The organism is Streptomyces chiangmaiensis (assembly GCF_036281785.1).
Taxonomy (GTDB): Bacteria; Actinomycetota; Actinomycetes; order Streptomycetales; family Streptomycetaceae; genus Streptomyces; species Streptomyces chiangmaiensis.
The window spans coordinates 68,191-88,306 of the sequence record NZ_JAYWVC010000002.1; the positions used below are offsets into that span (position 1 = coordinate 68,191).

Here is a 20,116-nt window from a genome sequence, read left to right on the forward strand (position 1 = left end):
CGGACGGAGTTCGTCCATCGGGACGAACCGAATACGGCGGCGCGCACGCATGCCCGCCCGCCGCGCACTGCCTCCCATCCGGACTTTAACCGTCGGTCCAGGAATTCCACCTGGTCAACCGGCCGCTGGAAGCGACCGGGTCGCGGACTATAACCGCCGGTTCGGACTTTCACCGACCCCGGAGTGCGCTGCTTCTGGTACAGCATCAGTGTGCCACGCCTGATCGACCGCCAAGCGGGTGAACCGCTGTGTGGTGCCTCACAGGTTCACATACTGGACTTCCCGCTCCGGCCGCGCGAGGCCCGCATACGCCGCGGCAAGGGACAACTCTCGGTCGATGAGGGATAGTTGACAATTGGTCCATACCTATTGACCCGTATGGTCTAGTCCTCCTAGGGTCGGCGGTCCCGGTGCGGTGCGCCGTCCACGAGCGGTCCGGCGGCGGTGACGGAGGCCCTTGCCCCGCCGCCGGGCCTCCGGCACGGCGTCCGAAGTGGCCGGGTTCGTCTCCCTCGAGGGATCCACGACACGACGGGTTCTCGCGTGCGTGCGGGGGGCCCCGGACAGACTCGAGTGCCTCGAGCGGCGACTCGCCGGTTCGCCGTGTCATGTCACTTTTCGTGGCGGTCGACCGGTCGTAACCGGTGACGAGCGCTCCATGAGGGAGCGCCGCGCGTCCGAAGGGACTGAACAGCATGACCACGATCCTGGTGACCGGAGCCACCGGAACCCTCGGCCGGCTCGTCACCGAGCGGCTGCGGGACGGCGGGCACGAGGTGCGCGCCCTGTCCCGGCACGCACCGCAGTACGCCGTCGATCTGATCCGGGGCGGCAGTGGCCTGGACGCGGCCGTCTCGGGCGTGGACACGATCGTGCACTGCGCGACCACGCCGCGCGGTGGCGACGAGAAGGCGGCCGCCAATCTGATCGCGGCCGCGCGCCGGGCGGGCGTGGGCCATCTGATCTACATCTCGATCGTCGGGGTCGACCGTGTGCCGCTCGGTTACTACCGGACCAAGCTCGCTGTGGAGCGGCTGACGGAGGAGTCGGGCCTCGGCTGGACCGTGCTGCGCGCGACACAGTTCCACGACCTGCCCGTGCAGTTGTTCGGCGCACTGTCCAAGCTGCCGGTCATGCTGCTGCCGGCCGGCGTCGCGGATCAGCCCGTCGAGGTCGCGGAGGTGGCGGACCGGCTGGCCGAACTGGCGCAGGGCGCGCCCGCGGGGCGGGTCGCGGACATGGGCGGCCCCGAGGTGCGGACGTTCGCGTCACTGGCCCGGGCGTACCTGAAGGCGACGGGCCGGCGGCGCTCGGTGGTGAGCGTGCCGCTGCCGGGCAAGACCTACCGCGCATTCCGCGCGGGCGGGCATCTCGCGCCGGAGCGGGCGGTGGGGAAGGAGACGTTCGAGGACCACCTCGCGCAGCGGTTCGAAAGCCAAGAACGCGGCTGACCGCACGGAGCGGCCGCTTATCTCGCCGGGGGCGCGAAGATTTCGTCCTGTGCGCCGTCCCGTGCGGTCAGCAACGCACCGCGCAGTACGGCGCCACCGCCCAGGACGCCGGCGCGCACCTCGGTGACCAGCGGTGACATCCGCGCGAGCCGCGCCTCGACGCGTGCGGCGAGCACGTCCTGGCCTGCCTGGCCGACCTCGCCGCCGAGCACCACGCACCCGGGGTCGAGGATGGCGGCGAGGGAGGCGGCACCGATCGCGAGCCGGTCGGCCAGGGCGTCGAGGAATCGCCGGGCTTCCTCGGGCCTCAGGTCCGATGCCGGCCGGCCGGCGCCCGCCGCAGTGGCCCGGACGGCCTCCGCAGCGGGCGCCACGGCCGCCGCCTCGCTCCTGGTGACCGCCTCCACCGCCCGTCGCACGAGCACCGCCGCCTGCGGCTCGCCCCCGGTGTCCCCGGTGAACAGTCCGTATTCCCCCGCCAGTTGCGCGATGGCCCCCGACCCCGCCAGAGAGTGGAAGCCGCCTTCGCAGTCCGTCGCCGACGGCAGCGTCCTGGTGCCCGGGACCGGCAGGAAGCCGATCTCGCCGGTGCCGCCCGAGGCGCCGCGGCGCAGCGCGCCGTCCAGCACCACGGCCGCCCCCGTACCGTGCCCGAGCCACAGCAGCACGAAGGTGTCACGGTCGCGTGCGGCGCCCTCGCGCTGCTCGGCCAGGGCGGCGAGGTTGGTCTCGTTCTCCACGATCACACGCGCGGGCAACCTCTCGTGGAGCGCGGTGACCAGACGGCGGTGCCACTCCGGCAGTCCGGAGGAGTCTCGGAGTTCGCCGGTGGCGGGGTCGATGAGACCAGGCGCTCCGATCCCCACCGTGTGGAGCGGCGCGGCACCCGCCTCCTTCGCGGCGCTTTCCACCAGCGCGACGGCCTGCTCGACCGCCGGTCCCGTTCCGGTGTCGCCGCCGATCGGCACCGACGCCTCGGCGAGGACCCCGCCGAGCAGATCCGCCACGAGGACGGAGACGCCCTCCGTGCGCACGTCAAGGGCCGCGAGGTGGGCGCGGTCGGCGACGATCCCGTACAGCCGTGCGTTCGGACCGCGCCGCTGCTCGCCCGACTCCCCCACCACCGCGACCAGTCCGGCCGCGGTGAGCCGCTCGACGAGGTCGGCGACCGTGGGCCGGGACAGGCCGGTGAACTGCTTCAACTGCCCTGCCGTCAGGGGGCCCTCCTGCTGCAGCAGCCGCAGGGCCAGCCGGTCGTTGATAACCCGGGCGGTGCTAGGAGATGCGGGCATGCCGGGATCCTTCCAGATCGGCGGGGCCCTTCACGGGCCCCCTGGTCCTTATCTATCAGGTAGGGTTCCTGATAGTTTACGCGGGCGGGCAGCAGGGCGGGCACAGCCGGGGAGGGGCGACGATGAGCGTGGTGGAGAAGGTCTACCCCATGCGGGAGGTGAGGCGGGCGCGGTACGCCGTGGCGGCGGTCTTCGCCGTGCACGGAGCCGTCACCGGCTCGTTCGCGACCCGCGTGCCGTGGATCCAGGACCACGCCTTTCTCGGCGCGGGGCAGCTCGGCCTGGCGCTGGCCTTCCCCGCGCTCGGCGCCTCCGTGGCGATGCCGCTCGCGGGCGGCATCAGCCACCGCTTCGGTGCCCGCAACGCCCTGCGCGGCCTGATCGCCCTGTGGACGCTCTCCCTGATCCTGCCGTCCCTCGCGCCCAACCTCCTCACGCTCTGTCTGGCTCTGTTCGTCTACGGTGCCTCGGCGGGCATGGCGGACGTCGCGATGAACGCCCTCGGTGTGGAGATCGAGAATCGGCTCGGACGGTCGATCATGTCCGGTCTGCACGGCATGTGGAGCGCGGGCGCCCTGATCGGTTCCGCGGCCGGCACGCTCGCCGCGCACTTCGGCTCGGATGCCCGAGTGCACCACACCCTGGCTGCCGCGGTCCTGACCGTGCTGGGGCTGGTCGCCTGCACCTGGGTGCTCGACCTGCAGCCCGCCGAGGACGAGGAGCCGCCGCCCCGGTTCGCCCTGCCGCCGAAGTCGGCGCTGCTGATCGGCGCGATCGGGTTCTGCGCGGTGTTCGCGGAGGGCGCGAGCCTGGACTGGTCCGCCGTGTACCTGCGGCACCAGTTGGACACCTCCGCCGGGCTCGCGGCCGCGTGCACGACGGGCTTCACGCTCACCATGGCCGTCGCCCGGGTCGCGGGCGACAGGGTGGTGGACCGGTTCGGCTCGGTGCGCACCGTGCGGGCGGGCGGCGTCCTGGCCGTCCTCGGTGGCCTACTGATCATCGTGGCCGGCCATCCGGTCGTGGCGATGACCGGGTTCGCGCTGATGGGCCTCGGCATCGCGGTCGTCGTGCCGCTGTGCTTCGCCGCGGCCGGCCGTAGCGGACCGAACCCCAGTCAGGCCATCGCCGGTGTCGCGACCATCACGTACACCTCGGGGCTCGTTGCGCCGAGCGCGATCGGCGGTCTGGCCCAGGCGACCAGCCTCGTGGTGTCGTTCGGGCTGGTGACGGCACTGGCGTGCGGGCTCGCCGTGTTCGCGGGGGTGCTCCGGGCGGGCGACCGGGATCGGCCGACGGTCAGTCCGGCAAGCGCAGCAGTTCCCGACCCACGGCCCTGAACCGCTCGCTCCACGACGTGGGGCGCAGGGTCGCCGCGTCGAGGCGGACCAGGACCCGGGTGCCGTGCGCGTACGTCACCGCTCCGTCGGCCGAGCAGAACCGGAACCCATACGTGAGGCCGGTGTTGCCGAGGCGCTCGAGCCACAGGTGCACGGCGTACGCGCCCGGCTTGTTCACCGGGGCCTCGTAGGTGATCCGCAGCTCCTTGACCGCGTTGCAGAAGTCTCCCGCCGCCTCCCAGTCACCCTCGAAGCCGAAGCCCTGCTCGTGCCACAGGACGGTCCAGGCGCGCTCGACCATGACGGGGTAGCGGGCGTTGTGCAGCAGGCCGAGCGCGTCGAGGTCGTCGAAGTGGACGGCGACGGGGATCAGCCGTCCGTACGACAGGACGGGCGCGGCCTGGGCTTCGGCGGTCACGGGCGGGGCTCCTCGATCTGGCCTGGTGAGGCGCTCGCGACACCGCGGCGCTGGACAGGCCCATGGTAAGCGGTCGCTCAGGATGCCCCGCCCGGGGGTCAGCCCGCGATCGAGTCCAGTTGCTCGGCGGCGGGCCGCAGCGCCCACAGGTCCCCGCCGGGAGGGGCCTCCAGCAGCCGTACCGCCTCACGGGCGCGCGCGTCACCCGCGTCCGCCGCCGCGTGGACGACATCGGTCGCCGCGTACCGGTGGAACTCCAGCTCCGGGTACGGCCAGGACGCGGCGCCGGTCGCGGCGGGCAGCAGGAAGTCGACCGCCTTGAACAGGCTCTGGCCGTCCGGCCCCTGATGGGCCCACAGGTTCACGCCGATGTGCCGGCCGATGGCCGCGAGCCGCGTGTACGCCACCAGGTCGAAGGTCGAGTAGTGCCAACTGCGCGTCCGGCTGAGCTCCTGCGGCTGGCTGCCGTCGCCGGCGATCTGCGGGTCGATGCGCTTGGCGCGTGCGTCGAGCACCGTCCGCCGGGCGAGCTGCTCGTCCCCGGTCGCGTACGCCAGGGCGGCCAACTGCATGTCGTAGAACGTGCCGTGGTTGTTCTCGGCGGCGCTCTCCTCCTTGCCGAAGGCGCCGTCCGTCAGCCAGGTACGGAAGGCGACGTTCCAGTCGTGCATCCCCGAACGGTCGGCCTTGGACCAGCCGGGAGCGCCGGTGTTCAGGATGGCGATCGCGTCCAGGACGCTGGTGTAGGACTGGGAGAAGTCGATGATCCCGATAGCGCGGCCGTCGTACCTGCACGGGATGAACTGCCCGTGGTCCAGGTCGGGATTCATCTTCGTCGCCGGATCGAGGAACCACGTGCGCAGGACCTGGGCGGCCTTCTGCGCATACTGCTTCCTGCCGGTGTAGTACCAGGCCAGCGAGAGGTCGTAGGTGGAGTCGAACACCTTCTCCACGTCCTGGCGGTCGGTGCCGGTGTCGACCTCGGGATTGCGCTGCCCGTCGCGCTGCTCGTAGGGGCAGCCCCAGGGGTTGTCGGCGGTCTTCGGCTGCGTGGGCCACCAGTACGGGGCCTGGCTGAGGTAGTCGTGGAGGTCGCCGCCGGGCGCCGGCCTCGGCTTGTCGACGACCGTCCAGGGGCCCTGGTCGAGCCAGGCATCGGCGCGCTCGGTCAGGTCCTTGAGCGCGGCGCTCAGCCGGGGGTCCCCGTGGTCCAGCCGGATTCTGGTCTGCTGCAGCCGGGTGCCGTCGAGGACGGCGGTTCTGGGGGCCTTCGGTGCCGCATGGGCGGAGGCGGTGGGTAAGCCGGCGACTGCGACGGCCGCGAAGGCGGTCGCGGCGGCGAGCAGAACGGCCGGACGGGGTCGTGCACTCATCGAGGCTCCGATCAGACATGTGAACGCAGTTCATGAGTGGGACCGTGTGAGCGTAGGACTGCCTGGTGCACCTGACAATGGTTCGGACAGTTCTTCACGTACAGAGAAAGCGAAGCGTCACCATGGATCTCGGCGTGCGCTGGAAGCTGCACGGAGACGGGCACACGCCCGCGCCCGGAGCGGTCGTCCGCCCCGACGAACGGCTCTCCTGGCCCCGCACGGTCGGGCTCGGTGCGCAGCACGTCGTGGCCATGTTCGGGGCGAGTTTCGTAGCGCCCGTACTGATGGGTCTCGACCCCAACCTCGCGATCATGATGTCGGGCGTCGCGACCGTCATCTTCCTTCTGGCGACCCGCGGCCGGGTGCCCAGTTACCTCGGCTGCTCGCTCTCCTTCGTGGGCGTCGCCGCGGTGATCAGGGCGCAGGGCGGCACCAGCGCGACCGTGACCGGAGCGGTGTTCGTCGTCGGCGTGGCGCTGTTCGTCGTGGGCCTCGCGGTCCAGCGGTTCGGGGCACGGATCATCCACGCGACGATGCCGCCGATCGTGACCGGCGCGGTCGTCATGCTGATCGGGTTCAACCTCGCGCCGGTGACCGCGTCGACGTACTGGCCGCAGGACCAGTGGACCGCACTGCTGGTCATGCTGTTCACAGGTCTGACCTTGGTGTGCCTGCGCGGCTTCTGGTCCCGAATCGCGATCTTTCTCGGGCTGGTCTTCGGATACGGGATCTCGTGGGTGTGCGACCGGATCTTCGGGAAGATCCACTCGGTGGACTCCGGCGGCAGGCTCACCGACCACTGGCGCCTCGACCTGTCGGGCGTCGGCAAGGCGGACTGGATCGGTCTGCCCCACTTCCACGGACCGTCCTTCCAGTGGTCCGCGGTGCTGGTCGCCCTGCCCGTGGTGATCGCCCTCGTCGCGGAGAACGCGGGACACGTCAAGGCGGTCGGCGAGATGACCGGGGACCCACTGGACGACAAGCTGGGCACGGCCATCTCCGCCGACGGCGTCGCCTCCATGCTCTCGACCGCGGTCGGCGGCCCGCCCAACACGACGTACTCCGAGAACATCGGCGTCATGGCGGCCACCCGCGTCTACTCGACCGCCGCATACTGGGCCGCTGCGGGCTTCGCCCTGCTCTTCGGCATCTGCCCCAAGTTCGGGGCCGTCGTGGCCGCGATCCCCGGCGGGGTGCTCGGCGGCATCACCGTCATCCTGTACGGCATGATCGGCCTGCTCGGCGCGCAGATCTGGATCAACTCCAAGGTGGACCTGCGCAATCCGCTGAACCTGGTCCCCGCCGCGGCAGGCATCATCATCGGCGTCGGCAACGTCAGCCTGAAGTTCACCGACACCTTCTCGCTGAGCGGCATCGCGCTGGGCACGCTGGTCGTCATCACCGGCTATCACGCGCTGCGGGCGATGGCTCCCGCCCACCTCAAGACGCAGGCGCCTCTCCTGGACTCGGGGACGTCGTCATACGACGAGGGGGACGAGAAAGGCCGCGAGGACGCCGCCGCCCGGGACGCGGACCAGCGCGCCGGCTCATAGCCACCCCGGGCAAGCCCGTGCCGTGCCGCCCGCCCCTGTCCCCCACCCGGACCACCGGCGCGTTCCCCCGTTCCGGGGAAGCCCGCGGGGCGATCGCACCCCGGTCGGCTCCGGCCTGGGACTCTGCCCCCATGGTGCGGTTGGAGCAGTTCACGATCGAAGTGGACACGGTCGTCTCACGCATGCGCGCGCTCGACGAGGCCTGGCCCGAGCACGACGGCGTCGCGGTCTTCAACCGCGTCTACCTCGCCGTCACCGAGGAGGTCGACCGCCGTCTGGACGCCGGGGAATTCCCGGACAGACAGGCCGCGAGCACGCTGGACGTCCGGTTCGCCGAGCGATATCTGTCCGTCGCCGAGGAGGGGCCCCGACCCGCCTGCTGGCGGCCGTTGTTCCAGTTCCGGCGCCATCCGGGGGTACGGCCGGTGCAGTTCGCGCTCGCGGGCATCAACGCGCACATCGGGCACGACCTCGCGCTCGCCGTCGTCGACTCCTGTCGTGCGCTCGGCTGCGAACCGGCTGATGTCGAGGACGAGTTCGACCGCGTGGGCGACGTCCTCCTCTCGTTGGAGGAACACATCCGAGAGGATCTGATGCCCGGTCCCGATCTGCTCCAGGTCGCCGACCCCCTCACCCATCTGATCGGCGCCTGGAGCCTGGAGCGGGCCCGTGAGGCCGCCTGGTCCGCGGCGCGCGCCCTGTGGGCGTTGCGGGAACTTCCGGATCTGACGGAGGAGTTCGCGGGCCGGCTGGACGCGGCGGTGGGATTCGCGAGCCGGATCCTGCTCACACCGCTGCCCGGATGACCCGGCCGGTTCTCATCTGTCGCACAGGCAACTCCCGCCCACCAGACGTACGTTGAACCAGCGGCATCCAAGGCGAAGGAGCAACAGGTATGGCGACCCGGCTCGGACTCGGTCTCCCCCAGAACAAGCAGTACGACATCGGACGCGACGTGCCCGACGTGGCACGAGCCGCCGAGGAGATGGGCTACGAGAGCCTGTGGGTGTACGAGCGGGCCCTGTTCCCCCTGGCGTCCTCCCAGGGCCTGTACGGCATCGAGGGACTGCCCTGGCCGGAAGGCTACCGCGGGGTGGCCGAGCCGCTGGTGACGCTCACGCTGGCCGCGGCGGCCACGCACCGCGCCAGGCTCGGGACGAGTGTGCTGGTGGCCCCCCTGCACATGCCCTTCCAGCTCGCCAAGGCGCTCGCCACCCTGGACGCGGCGGCCGGCGGCCGGGTGGTGGCGGGCCTGGGCACGGGCTGGTCCCTGGACGAGTACGCGGCCGCCGCGGTTCGCCCCTTCGAGGAGCGCGGCAAGGCCCTGGACGAGGTGATCGACGTCTGCCGCGCGGTCTGGGGGGCGGACCCGGTCTCCTACGAGGGCACGCTCACCAAGATCTCGTCCGCGGCCGTCGCACCCAAGCCCGCCCGGCCGATCCCGATCCTGCTGGCCGCGACCAACAAGAGAGCCCAGCGGCGGCTCGTCGACAAGGCCGACGGCTGGCTCCCGGTGGGCCTGGGCGCCGACCGGATCGCCGCACAGTGGCGCGAGTTGCAGGACCTGGCCGCCGAGCGGGGCCGGGCGACGCCGCTGCAGACCGTGCTGCGCGCCAACGCCTCCTACTCCGCCAAGGCGTACGACGGCGCGGACCGCGCTCCCTTCCAGGGCGATGTCGACCAGATCGTGGCGGACCTCGTGGCCCACGCCGCGGTGGGGCTCGACGAGATCCTCATCGACCTGCAGACATCGACGCGGGACGCGGAGGAACTCAAGGACGTGGCGGCGGCGCTGATCACGACGGCGCGGGCCGCCGGCGTCTGACCGGCACGCCGGCGGGCGGGCGGCCGGGATCCGGCCGCCCGCCCCTGTGCGCCCGATGAACCCGCCGCCTCAGTCCTCCGGCAGCTCCACCGGCGCGATCTCGTCGTACGCGTCGCCGGGACCGGGGTTGGTCGGGTCGGTCTCACCACCGAAGTGGTGCATGACGCCCCACACGGCGTTGAGCGCGGTCTGCACGGCGCCCTCCGCCCAGCCGGCCGTCCAGGAGATGTCGTCGCCGGCGAGGAAGATGCCACGCTTCTCGGCGGGCAGCCCGTCCTGCATGAAGTGCGTGAACAGGCGCCGCTGGTAGCGGTAGTGACCGGGCAGGTTCGCCTTGAACGCACCCATGAAGTAGGGCTCGTTCTCCCAGGAGACCGTGACCGGGTTGCCGATGATGTGCTTCCTGATGTCGACCTTCGGGTAGATCTCGCCGAGCGACTTCAGCATGACCTCCATCCGCTCGTTCGCGGACAGCGGCAGCCACTTCAGGCTGTCGTCGCACCAGGTGTACGACAGACAGATCACGGCCGGCCGGTCGGGGCCGTCGTCCAGCAGATAGGTGCCACGGGTCATCCGGTCGGTGAGCGTCATCGACATCACGTCACGGCCGGTCTCCTCGTCCTTGTCCAGCCAGAACGGCCGGTCCACGGGCACGAAGAGTTTGCTGGACTCCATGTAGTGCGTGCGCTCGATCGCCGTCCAGTGGTCGATCGGGAACAGCGCGTCGTCACAGGCGATCTTGGACAGCAGCATCCAGGACTGAGCCGTGAAGATTGCCGCCCGGTAGGTGCGGATGTCGCCCTTCGCGTCGGTGACGGTGATCCGGTTGCCGGCGGTGCGGTGCAGCCGGGTCACGGCGGGGCGCGGCTCGCCGCTGTCGTGCAGGGACTGCAGGGACGTGCCGTGAGGCCAGTGCACGATCTTCTGCGGCTCGCGCTCCCACAGGCGCAGCGGCAGCTGCTGGGAGCCGCCGACGATACCGCGGTGGTGGTCGTCGGCCTCGGTGTAGACGACGCGCAGGATCTCCAGGATGGAGTTGGGGAAGTCCGTGTCCCAGCCACCGGTGCCGAAGCCGACCTGACCGAATATCTCGCGGTGCCGGAAGGACTTGAAGGCCTCGGAGTCGCAGAGGAAGCCGTAGAAGGTCTGGTTGTCGAGCTTCTCGACGAGCCTGGACCAGATCTCCCGGATGCGCTTCACGTCGCGCTCGCGCATGGCCCGGTTCATGTCGGAGAAGTCGGCGCCCTCCTCCAGACAGGCGTTCCACGCGTCGGCCACATCGCGGTACACCTGCGGCAGATCGCCGAGCGTCTCCGCGTAGTGGCTCTCGCCCTTCAGATCGACGACGGTCGACGGGGTCGCCTCGGCCAGCGGGTTGGGGAACGGCTTGGTCTCGAGGCCCACCAGATCGATGTAGTGCTGCAGGGCCGTGGAGGACGGCGGGAAGCGCATGGCCCCCATCTCGGCGGTCAGCGACGGATCGCAGCCCTCGAAGCCGACGGTGCGCAGCCTGCCGCCGATCTCGTCGGCCTCGTACACGACGGGCTTGAGGCCCATCTTCATCAGCTCGTAGGCGGCCACGATGCCGGACAGGCCGCCGCCGATGACCGCCACCTCGGTTCCGTGCTCGGTCGCCGGGATCTGGCCGAGGCCCGCCGGGTGGGCGAGGAAGTCGTCGTACGCGAAGGGGAAGTCCGGCCCGAACATGGTGATCGGCGGCTGCTGCTCGTCTGCACGCTGGACGGCGTTGGGCACCGTGGACGTCATGGGGTACGGACTCCTTGCGCGGAAAGAACTCTGGGGAAGGCTGAGGGTCAGACGAGGGACCCGTAGAGGCCGGGCCGCCGGTCCTTGAGGTACGGGTTCGCCTCGCGGGAGGCGGCCAGGTGGGCGGGGTCGACGTCGGCGAGGACCAGTTCCTCGACGCGGCCCGCGCGGGCCCGGGCGATCCCGTCGGGCCCGGCGAGGGTGGAGAGCCCGACGAACTCGAACTCGCCTTCCTGGCCGACCCGGTTGACGTACGCGACGTACATCTGGCTCTCGAAGGCCCGCACCGGGACGAGGGACTCGGCGACGAACTGGAAGGGGTGCATCATGGCCGTCGGAACCACGAGGAGGTCGGTGCCGGCCACGGCGTGGGCGCGGACGTTCTCCGGAAACTCGACGTCGTAGCAGATCAACAGGCCGACCCGGAGGCCGTTCAGCTCGACCTGGACGACGGGCTTCTTGCCCGGGGTGAAGTGGTCGCGCTCGAAGCCGCCGAAGAGGTGGGTCTTGCGGTAGTTGGCGAGACGGCCGCCCTCGGCGGAGACCAGCTGGGCGGAGTTGAAGACGGTCTCGCCGTCGCGCTCGGGGTAGCCATAGGCGATCGCCAGGCCGTGCCTGGAGGTGATCTCGGCGACGGCGTCCGCGGAATCCCCGTCCGCGGGCTCGGCGAGCCGGGCGATGTCACCACCGATCGCGTACCCGGTGAGGAACATCTCCGGCACGATCAGCAGCCCCGCGCCCGCGGCGGCGGCACGGCCCGCGGCCTCGTCGAGAACCTTGAGATTCTCGGCGACCGAGCCGGGGTGTCCGGAGCTCTGGAGCAGGGCGGTGCGCATGCGTGGTCTCCACCGGTACCGAAGAGTGTTGGGGGGTCGCTTAGACGGTACGGTCGGCGCCCTCGGCCGGACAAGAAGGAGCCGTTGCGCGCCGGTGAGCGGATCATTGCGTCCCCAAGGGGTCCGGCGGCGATTTGTTGCGCACCCTCCTGCATGCCTCTGACACGCTGAGGTGCAGGTCACAGCGATGCGTCTACAGTTCCGCAGCTGCTGCAGGAGATCGTGGAGCGGTGGCGGATCAGGAGGCCCCGGGGCCGGCGGCCAGGCGGACGGCCGCGTCCATGTGGCGGCCGACACGGCGGACGAGCAGCGCCATCTCGTGAGCCAGCTGCCCGACGTCGGTCTGCACCTCGCTCAGCACGGCGAGCCGGCTTCCGTCACCGGCCGGGGTGACGAAAAGGTAGGCGCCGTCGAGCATCACCATGGTCTGCCGCACCTCGCCCGCCTCGAACCGCTCCCCCACCGAGCGGGCGAGGCTGTGGAAGCCCGAGCACACGGCGGCCAGGTGCTCGATGTCCCGCCTGCGCATGCCCTCCGAGCAGCTCAGCGGGATGCCGTCCGCGGTGAGGAGCACGGCCTGGCGCACATGGTCGGTTCTCGCCACAAGGTCGTCGAGCAGCCAGCCGAGGTCCGTGCCCGGCGGCCGGCCGGCCTCGTCGGTGTGCTCGGTGCTCTGGTCACGGCGCATCGTCGGCGTCCGTCCCTTCCTCGGTGTGGGTTCGCTCCGTGGGGGGTGTCGGTTCGCTCTGTGGGCATGCTGCTCGTGGGGACGACCGGAGGCTGGGGCGGGAATCGCTCACCCACAGGTGTTACCCGCCGGTAGCGAGCCCGCACAACCTATGGGATGACGCACCGCGATCGCAATGGTTGCCCCGGGTAACACCGGCCCCGGCCGACCGGTACGGCGGGGTCAGCCGGTGGGGGGCACGGCGAACGTCGTGATCACCGCAGCGTGGTCGGACGGCCACTCGTTGCCGAAGACGTCGGGCCAGGGGCGCGGGCTGCCGCTGACGTATGTCAGGGAGTCGAGCACCTCGAGACCCCGGTGCAGTACGTAGTCGATCCGGTCCTGCGGTTCGCGGCGCCCGCTGCCGTCCTCGTGCACCGGGTGGATCGGCGACCACGTGTGGCCCGGGTCGCCCGCAGGGTCCGGATGCGCCTCGCGGTAGGAGTCGCGCAGGCCCGCCTCCTCGGCCGCCCTCGTCACCGGCCACGCGACATCCGGCCGGTCCAGGTGGGAGGGGCAGTTGAAGTCCCCTACGAGCACGACCGGCACCCCGTCGTCGGCTGTCTCCTCGATCCGCCGCAGGGTGTCCCGCATCTGCGCGAGTCGCACTTCCTCATGGGCGATGAGCACGTCCGCCGGGAGCCCGTCGAAAACGGATTCGTAGGGGCCGTACGGCGTGTGGTCCAGGTGAGCCGTCCAGATGTCGACCTCCCGACCGGGGGCGATCCGGATCCGGGCGCCCGCAGCACCGTAGAAGCCGACGTCCGGGTCGCCGAGGTGGCGGGTGAGGGGATGGCGGCTGATGATGCCGAGGTTCTCGCCGGCCCGGTGGTGGTACCAGCCGAGGGCGTCGGCGAGCTCCTGAGCTGCGGTGCCGCCGGTCTCCTGAAGGCCGACGATGTCCGCGCCGCTCTCCATGATCGCCTTGAGCTGCTTGGCCCGGTGATCGTCGACCCGGGTGCCGCCGAGCCAGAGATTCCAGCTCATGACGCGGAGTTCGTACCCGGTCGTTCGATCGGCCGTGTCCCCGGCGGCAATGGCGCGCAGGTCCTCCGGAGTGACCCCGGCGAGGCTCGCGCGCACCGTGCGGCCGGGCGCCGCGTCGATAGGCGCGAGCGAGGGCACCGCGAGCACCGCGCACCCGGCCGCCTCGGCCGAACGCACACCGGTCTGGGTGTCCTCGACCGCCACACAGGCCGCCGGGTCGACGCCGAGGGCGCGACAGGCCGCGAGATAGGGGGCGGGGTCCGGCTTGCTGCGGTCGGTGTCGTCGGCGGTGACGGAGACCGCGAAGCGCCCGGCACCGAGCGCCTTGAGCACCGTGTCGGCGACGGTCCGCGGGGAGGCGGTGACCAGCGCGGTGGGTACGCCGTCGCGAGCAAGGGCGTCCAGCAGGTCCAGTGCGCCGGGGCGCGGGACGATGCCGATGCGAACGCGGTCGACGAACTCCCGGTGCAGCCGCTCGGCGAGGTCCGCGGCGGACGCGCCCGAGGTCGTGGCCAGCCACGCGGCGGTGTGCTCCACCGGACGGCCGAGCACCTCGGGCTGGTCCGCCTCGGTGAGAGGCCGTGCGGCGACGTGCTCCACCGCCTCCCACCACTGCAGCTCGGTGTCGACGAGCGTGCCGTCCATATCGAACAGGACCGCCTGCAGCGGGGCGCCGGAGACGTGGCCGACAGGGCTCTTCAGCAAGACATTCTCTTTCTTCTCACCAAGCCGGGAGAACACGGGCTTGGTCTTGGATCGGCTATCACCCCACCGTTCGGCACGTGTGGAGTCGACAGGCAAACGACCACACCGAATCGGGGGTCATACATGCCCTCTCGTTCCCGATCCCGCATTCGGCCGCCAGGCCTACGAGCGGAAGGACGATGTGTTCAGGGACAAGACGTCAGGAAATCGGAGCATCACCCACCGGTGCACCTGTGACGACCCGGATTCGGGTGCCGGGCCGCGGACCTGGCACCCGGGCGGTGACCGAGGGCTGTCCCGGCCGCAGTCGGCCGGGACGACCCTCAGCGGTCGGCGCGCTCCGCCACCACCACCGGCAGCGCGGGCAGCGTGACCACCACCCGCGCACCGACGGGGAAGTCGGCAGCCCGCCGCGTGGGCACATCGGCCTTGATGTCGTACCCCTCCGGCAGTCGCACCGTGATCCGGGTGGTCGCCCCGAGGAAGGCACCCGACATCACCTGGCCGTCGCCCTGCGGATCCGGTGCGATCTCCACCGCCTCCGGACGGACCAGCACATCCACGCCCGCGCCCGCGGGAGCGGCCCCGCCCGTCACCGGCACCCGGCTTCCCAGTGCCTCGGCCGCGTCCGCTGCCGCCATCCGGCCCGGGATCCGGCTCACCGTCCCGACGAACTCGGCGACGAAGGCGGTGACCGGACGGGAGTAGAGCTCCGTGGGCGTGGAGCACTGTTCGACCCGGCCGGCCCGCATCACGGCGACCCGGTCGGCCATCGACAGCGCCTCCTCCTGATCATGCGTCACGAACAGGGTGGTGATGCCGAGTTCCTGCTGCAGTCGACGGATCTCCTCGCGCAGGGTGGTGCGCACCTTGGCGTCCAGCGCCGACAGCGGCTCGTCGAGCAGCAGCACCCGGGGGCGCAGGGCGAGCGCGCGGGCCAGCGCGATCCGCTGCTGCTGTCCGCCGGAGAGCTGGTGCGGGAAGCGCTCGCCCTTGTCGGCCAGGCCCACCAGGTCCAGCAGTTCCGCGGCCCTGGCACGCCGCTGCGCCGTACCGACCTTGCGCATGCGCAGCCCGAACGCGACGTTGTCGAGGGCGCTGAGGTGTGGGAAGAGGCTGTACGACTGGAAGACCATACCGGCGTCGCGCCGGTGGGCCGGCACGCCGGTGACGTCCTCACCGTCGACCAGCACCTCACCGGAATCGGGGTGCTCGAAGCCGGCGAGCATGCGCAGCGCTGTGGTCTTGCCACAACCGGACGGGCCGAGCAGGGCGAGGAGTTCACCCGGCCGGACCGTCAGATCGAGCCCGTCGAGCGCGACGGAGTTCCCGAACTGGCGGCGCAGACCGCAGAACTCGACGGTGGCGGCGCCGGCCTTGGCTGTCTTCTCGTTCTCTGGGGCGGTGAGGGTCATGGCAGTGTCATCCCTTAAGCGGCGGTACGGGAGGGGGCGCGGCGCCCGCCGACGGCGGCCAGGGCGAGCAGCAGCACCCAGGTCACGAGCAGGCTGAGCACGGAGACGGCGACGGACATCTGGGCCTGGGCGCCGGAGATGTCCACGATCCACACGGCAAAGGGCTCGTAGCCCAGCAGGTGGGCGACGGTGAACTCACCGAGCACCAGCGCGAGGGTGAGGAACGAGGCGTTCAGCAGGGCCCCACGCAGGTTCGGCAGCACGGCTCGCACCAGCGCCTGCGGCCAGCTCGCGCCGCAGCTGCGGGCGGCCTCGACGAGGGTGCGCACATCGATGGCCCGCAGTCCGGCGTCCAAGGCCTGATACACGAACGGCAACGCCATCACGACGTAGGCGAGGACGAGCACGAACGGGTAGTTCTCGTTCTGGATCGCCACGATCGTCTGGAAGAGCGGGGTGCGCGAGAGGTACTCGGGCCCCCACTTCAGGACCGTGCTGATCCCGGCGACGAACGCGATCGGCGGGACGACGAGCGGCAGCGAGCAGACGACCGCGACGACGGACCGCAGCTTCGGCGCGCCGAGCCGCAGCGCGACCATGGCAGGGACCATCAGCAGCAGGACGAGGGCGATGGTGGTCGCCGCCAGTTCCAGGGAGAGCAGCAGGCTGGCGGTGAACCCGTCGGCGCCGACGATCTGGCTGTAGGCCTCGAACGTCACATGGCCACCCGAATCGACCGAGAAGACCACGGACGCGGCGAGCGGTACGAGGAAGTACACCGCGGCCGCGGCCAGGACGACAGCTCGCCCGGGCCGGACGCGCATGCGGGAGGAGGTCAGGCGAGCCATCGCGAGCTCCGTCGTTGCAGGGGCAGGTACACGGCCATCACCAGACCCGCGACCACGACCATGTCGAGGCTGAGGGCCAGTGCCACGTTCTCCTGTCCGACGAGGACGTTTCCGGAGAGGGCGTCGGCGATCTGCAGGGTGATCAGCGGGACGGTGCTGCCGACCATCGCGGCCGCGGTGGCGTACGCGGCGAACGCGCTGCCGAAGAGCAGTACGAAGCCGCCGAGCAAGGACGGCGTGAGCACCGGCAGAGCGACGTGACGCCAGTACTGGACGTGGGTGGCGCCGTTGTTCTGCGCGGCCTCACGCCACTGCGAGCGCAGCCCTTCCAGGGCCGGGGTGATGGTGAGGACCATCAGCGGGACGAGGAAGTACAGGTAGACCAGGGTCAGGCCCCAGAAGCTGTACAGGTCCCAGCCCGCGTCCTTCAGACTCAGGCGCCCGGTGAGGACGCCGGAGTTGCCGAGGGTGGCGACGAAGGCGAAGGCGAGCGGTACTCCACCGAAGTTGGCGAGCACGCCCGACGCCGTCAGCACCGCCTCGCGCAGGACGCGGAAGCGCGAGGTCACCACTGCCTGGGCGAGCAGCAGCCCGCCCACCGTGGCGATGGCGGCGGACACGGCGGACAGCTTCACACTGCCGAGCAGCGCGGTCAGATACGCACCCTGCAGGGAGGTGCTCAGATTCGCGCCGCTGTACGAAGCGGCGCCCGTCGCCTGGTCCTTGACGGTGAAGGCGCCGTTCAGCATGGCCAGGGCGGGCAGCCCGAAGGCGATCGCGGTGAAGGCCAGCAGCGGCACGACCGCGAGCCAGCCGGGGGCGCGGCGCCGCCGCTTCGCCGAAGCGGCGGGCGCCACGTCCACGCGCGGGAGGGCGGTGGTCATCCGGAGACGGCCCTTCCCCAGCCCTGCGCGATGACCGTCTTGGCCTTGTTCTGCTGGGCCTCGGACGGGAAGGAAGGCGTGCCCGTGACCGCGGGCAGCTTGGCCGCGGCGGCCTTGTCCAGCGTGCCGGCCTTGTCCATGGCGGTCATCAGGGCCGGGCGGGCGTAACCCTTGAGCCAGAGGTTCTGGCCCTCGGTGCTGTAGAGATACTCCTGCCACAGGCGGGCGGCCGCGGGGTGCGGGGCGTCCTTGTTGATGGCCTGCGAGTAGTACTGGGCGTACTCGCCGTCGCTCGGAACGGCCACCTTCCAGTCCAGGCCCTTGGACTTGAACTCGTCGGCGTACCCGGCGTTCAGGTAGTCCCAGTCGATGCTGATCGGGGTCTCGCCCTTCTCGACGGTGGCCGGGGTCGACTCGACGGGCGTGTAGTTGCCGTTCTTCTTCAGCTTGGCGAAAAAGTCGAGGCCGGGCTGTACGTCGTCGAAGGAGCCGCCGTTCGCGAGCGCTGCCGCGTAGACGCCGCCGAAGGCCGAACCGGACTTGGTGGGGTTGCCGTTGAGCGCGACCTGGCCCTTGTACTGCGGCTTGAGCAGGTCCGCGAAGGTGGTGGGGCAGGTCTTGACCCGCTTGGCGTCGCAGCCGATGGAGACGTAGCCGCCGTAGTCGTTGTACCAGCGGGCTTGCGGGTCCTTCTGCGCCGCCGGTAGGTCCGCGAAGGAGGCCACCTTGTAGGGCGCGAGCAGCCCCTGCTGGGCGGCGCTCAGGGCGAAGGAGCTGCCCAGGTCGAGGACGTCGGGGGCGCGGTCCTGGCCCTTGCGCGTGGTGACGGCGTTGATCTCGTCCTGGCTGCTGCCGTCGGGGTTCTCGACCTCGATCTTGATGCCGTACTTCTTCTGGAAGCCGTCGATGAGGGCGCCGTAGTTGGCCCAGTCGCGGGGCAGCGCGATGGCGTGCAGCGTGCCCTCCTTCTTGGCCGCCGCGACCAGGGCGTCCATGCCTCCCACGTCGGCGGCGGAGGTGGCGGTCGCGGCGCTCTTGCCGTCGCTGGTGGTCGACGCGTTGTCGGGAGCGGCGCCGCAGGCGCTCAGGGCGAGCGCGGCAACAACGGCGAGGCCGCCGCTGAGGACGGTGGTTCTCGGCAGGGACACGGTCACGGCTTCTCCAAAGGAGGCACGAGGAGTACAGAGCACTTGTCTGAACAAGTTGGCCCCAGTACGCCCGGCGTCGATGTCCTGGTCATGAACAACGACAAAACCCTGCACCTTTGTTGCCTGCACATTCACGACCGGACTAGATCACGCTCAGGTCTCGATTAGGCTGTTCGGGCTGTACACAGCAGTCGACCCAGAGGGGAAGCATGACGGCCCGACATGAGGAGATCGCCGACGAACTGCGGCGCGCGATCGACCGCGAGGACTACACCGTCGGCAGTCTGCTGCCCACGGAGACGGACCTCGCGGCCCACTACGGCGTCTCGCGCGGCACGGTCCGCCAAGCCGTCGCGGCCCTCACCGCCGAGGGGCTCATCGGGTCGCGGCAGGGCGCCCGCCGGGTGGTCCTGGCCAGCCGGCGCAGCCAGAGCTTCGCGGAGTTGCGCAGCTTCGCGCAGTGGGCGCGGGCCATGGGCCGGGAGGCGACCGGGCGCGTGGTGGCACAGGCGTACCGTCCGGCGACCAAGGAGGACGCGGTGCGCCTCCATCTGCCCGAGCGGACCCCGGTGTTGCACGTCCTGCGCGTGCGCGGCCTGGACGGCGAGCCCGTCCTGCTGGAGCGGACCGTGTACGCCGACTGGATCTCCCCGGCGGTCGAGTCCATCGAGCCCGACTGCCCCTCCGTCACCCAGCGGCTCTTCGAGGACAGGGGCCTGGTCTTCGCGTACGGCGAGCACATCATCGACGCCGTGGCGGCGGGGGCCCAGGACGCCGAGCTGCTCGGCATCCGCCGCACCAGCCCGCTGCTGCGGGTCCGCCGCGTCACGACCACGCGCGAGGGGCGCCCGGTGGAGTGGTCGGACGACCGCTACCGCTCGGACGCCGTGAGCTTCAGCGTGCACAACTCCATCGGAAACAACGCGCTGGCCCGGAAGACGGCCGAGTGACCGGCCGTGGCCGGCTGGAGGGGTCAGGTCGGCGAACCCGACGAGAACCGGCGCAGCAGAGGTGAGAGGACGAGCACCGATTTGGTGCGCTCCACGAACGGCTCCCCGGCGATCCGCTCCAGCACGCGCTCGAAGTGGCGCATGTCGGAGGCGAAGACCTGGGCGATCGCGTCCGCCTCACCGGTGACGGTGGAGGCGGCCACGACCTCCTGGTAGCGCTCCAGGCCCCGCTGGATGGTCTCCGGCGAGGTGTTGCGCCGGCAGTAGAGCTCGACGAACCCCTCGGTCTCCCAGCCGAGCGCCCCCGGGTCCACCCGGACGGTGAATCCGGTGATGGCGCCGGTCGCGCGCAGCCTGTCCACCCGCCGCTTGACGGCGGGCGCGGACAGGCCGACGAGCTGGCCGATGTCCGCGTAGGAGCGGCGGGCGTCCTCGGCCAGGGCGTGGACGATGCGTTCGTCGAGGTCGTTCAGCAAGGCGAGTGGTTCACTTCTCTGCGGTGAGTGCGGTCGGCGCGGCTCCACGGCGGCCGGCCGTGAGCGGCGGTGGCCATACAGGAAGTAGAACACGAGCCCGACGGCCATCCAGCACCCGATG

Annotated in this window: 18 protein-coding genes and 1 riboswitch; of the genes, 6 read left to right on the top strand and 12 right to left on the bottom strand. The window is 71.0% G+C overall.

All coding sequences use genetic code 11. The annotated features are described in order from the left end of the window. Window positions 1-60: 60 nt before the first annotated feature. Window positions 61-191: riboswitch (FMN riboswitch) on the bottom strand. A gap of 504 nt (window positions 192-695) precedes the next feature. Beyond that, window positions 696-1,451 carry an SDR family oxidoreductase gene (locus VXC91_RS01130; protein ID WP_329504413.1) on the top strand — a complete coding sequence of 252 codons (756 nt, stop codon included), beginning with the start codon at window positions 696-698 and terminating at the stop codon, window positions 1,449-1,451. A 17-nt stretch (window positions 1,452-1,468) separates the two neighbouring features. Here VXC91_RS01130 and VXC91_RS01135 read toward each other — a convergent pair whose 3' ends face one another. Next, window positions 1,469-2,743: an ROK family transcriptional regulator gene (locus VXC91_RS01135; protein ID WP_329504414.1), complete on the bottom strand. Its 1,275-nt coding sequence runs from the start codon at window positions 2,741-2,743 to the stop codon at window positions 1,469-1,471. A 122-nt stretch (window positions 2,744-2,865) separates the two neighbouring features. On the opposite strand from VXC91_RS01135, the gene VXC91_RS01140 reads away from it, so the two are divergent. After that, window positions 2,866-4,083 (top strand): MFS transporter, encoded by a 1,218-nt coding sequence (locus tag VXC91_RS01140; RefSeq protein WP_329504415.1) that lies wholly within the window; start codon window positions 2,866-2,868, stop codon window positions 4,081-4,083. Here VXC91_RS01140 and VXC91_RS01145 read toward each other — a convergent pair. Beyond that, entirely contained in the window at window positions 4,043-4,501 is a 459-nt protein-coding gene (locus tag VXC91_RS01145) for an acyl-CoA thioesterase (RefSeq protein WP_329504416.1), read from the bottom strand. The two genes, VXC91_RS01140 and VXC91_RS01145, sit on opposite strands and share 41 nt — an antisense overlap. A 98-nt stretch (window positions 4,502-4,599) precedes the next feature. Then, window positions 4,600-5,874 carry an alginate lyase family protein gene (locus tag VXC91_RS01150; RefSeq protein ID WP_329504417.1) on the bottom strand — a complete coding sequence of 425 codons (1,275 nt, stop codon included), beginning with the start codon at window positions 5,872-5,874 and terminating at the stop codon, window positions 4,600-4,602. A gap of 122 nt (window positions 5,875-5,996) precedes the next feature. Here VXC91_RS01150 and VXC91_RS01155 point away from each other — a divergent pair, with 122 nt between their 5' ends. From VXC91_RS01155 to VXC91_RS01165, 3 genes are all read left to right on the top strand, one after another. Next, window positions 5,997-7,427 (top strand): uracil-xanthine permease family protein, encoded by a 1,431-nt coding sequence (locus VXC91_RS01155; protein ID WP_329504419.1) that lies wholly within the window; start codon window positions 5,997-5,999, stop codon window positions 7,425-7,427. Window positions 7,428-7,558: 131 nt separating this feature from the next. After that, window positions 7,559-8,233, top strand: a complete 675-nt coding sequence (locus VXC91_RS01160) for a DUF5995 family protein (RefSeq protein WP_329504420.1) — start codon at window positions 7,559-7,561, stop codon at window positions 8,231-8,233. An 89-nt stretch (window positions 8,234-8,322) separates the two neighbouring features. Beyond that, window positions 8,323-9,252: an LLM class F420-dependent oxidoreductase gene (locus tag VXC91_RS01165; RefSeq protein ID WP_329504422.1), complete on the top strand. Its 930-nt coding sequence runs from the start codon at window positions 8,323-8,325 to the stop codon at window positions 9,250-9,252. A 69-nt stretch (window positions 9,253-9,321) separates the two neighbouring features. Here VXC91_RS01165 and VXC91_RS01170 read toward each other — a convergent pair whose 3' ends face one another. From VXC91_RS01170 to VXC91_RS01205, 8 genes are all read right to left on the bottom strand, one after another. Further along, window positions 9,322-11,019: a flavin monoamine oxidase family protein gene (locus tag VXC91_RS01170; protein WP_329504423.1), complete on the bottom strand. Its 1,698-nt coding sequence runs from the start codon at window positions 11,017-11,019 to the stop codon at window positions 9,322-9,324. Window positions 11,020-11,066: 47 nt separating this feature from the next. After that, window positions 11,067-11,855, bottom strand: coding sequence for a carbon-nitrogen hydrolase family protein (locus VXC91_RS01175; protein WP_329504424.1), 789 nt, complete (start codon window positions 11,853-11,855; stop codon window positions 11,067-11,069). Window positions 11,856-12,093: 238 nt separating this feature from the next. Further along, a complete protein-coding gene (locus tag VXC91_RS01180; protein ID WP_329504425.1) occupies window positions 12,094-12,543 on the bottom strand; it encodes a roadblock/LC7 domain-containing protein in 450 nt (149 codons plus the stop codon). 222 nt (window positions 12,544-12,765) lie between these two features. Then, window positions 12,766-14,274, bottom strand: a complete 1,509-nt coding sequence (locus VXC91_RS01185) for an HAD-IA family hydrolase (protein ID WP_329504427.1) — start codon at window positions 14,272-14,274, stop codon at window positions 12,766-12,768. A 323-nt stretch (window positions 14,275-14,597) separates the two neighbouring features. Beyond that, window positions 14,598-15,689 (bottom strand): ABC transporter ATP-binding protein, encoded by a 1,092-nt coding sequence (locus tag VXC91_RS01190; protein ID WP_329504429.1) that lies wholly within the window; start codon window positions 15,687-15,689, stop codon window positions 14,598-14,600. A gap of 14 nt (window positions 15,690-15,703) precedes the next feature. Then, complete coding sequence (locus VXC91_RS01195) at window positions 15,704-16,537, bottom strand: ABC transporter permease (RefSeq protein WP_329504431.1); 834 nt, start codon at window positions 16,535-16,537, stop codon at window positions 15,704-15,706. Next, on the bottom strand, window positions 16,525-17,421 hold the full coding sequence (locus tag VXC91_RS01200; protein ID WP_329504433.1) for an ABC transporter permease: 897 nt from the start codon (window positions 17,419-17,421) through the stop codon (window positions 16,525-16,527). The genes VXC91_RS01195 and VXC91_RS01200 overlap by 13 nt, the downstream gene beginning before the upstream one ends. Next, window positions 17,418-18,575: an ABC transporter substrate-binding protein gene (locus tag VXC91_RS01205; protein ID WP_329504435.1), complete on the bottom strand. Its 1,158-nt coding sequence runs from the start codon at window positions 18,573-18,575 to the stop codon at window positions 17,418-17,420. The genes VXC91_RS01200 and VXC91_RS01205 overlap by 4 nt, the downstream gene beginning before the upstream one ends. 203 nt (window positions 18,576-18,778) lie before the next feature. Here VXC91_RS01205 and VXC91_RS01210 point away from each other — a divergent pair, with 203 nt between their 5' ends. Next, window positions 18,779-19,519, top strand: coding sequence for a GntR family transcriptional regulator (locus VXC91_RS01210; RefSeq protein ID WP_329504437.1), 741 nt, complete (start codon window positions 18,779-18,781; stop codon window positions 19,517-19,519). Window positions 19,520-19,542: 23 nt separating this feature from the next. Here VXC91_RS01210 and VXC91_RS01215 read toward each other — a convergent pair whose 3' ends face one another. After that, window positions 19,543-19,995 carry an Lrp/AsnC family transcriptional regulator gene (locus VXC91_RS01215; RefSeq protein WP_329504515.1) on the bottom strand — a complete coding sequence of 151 codons (453 nt, stop codon included), beginning with the start codon at window positions 19,993-19,995 and terminating at the stop codon, window positions 19,543-19,545. Window positions 19,996-20,116 lie beyond the last annotated feature (121 nt).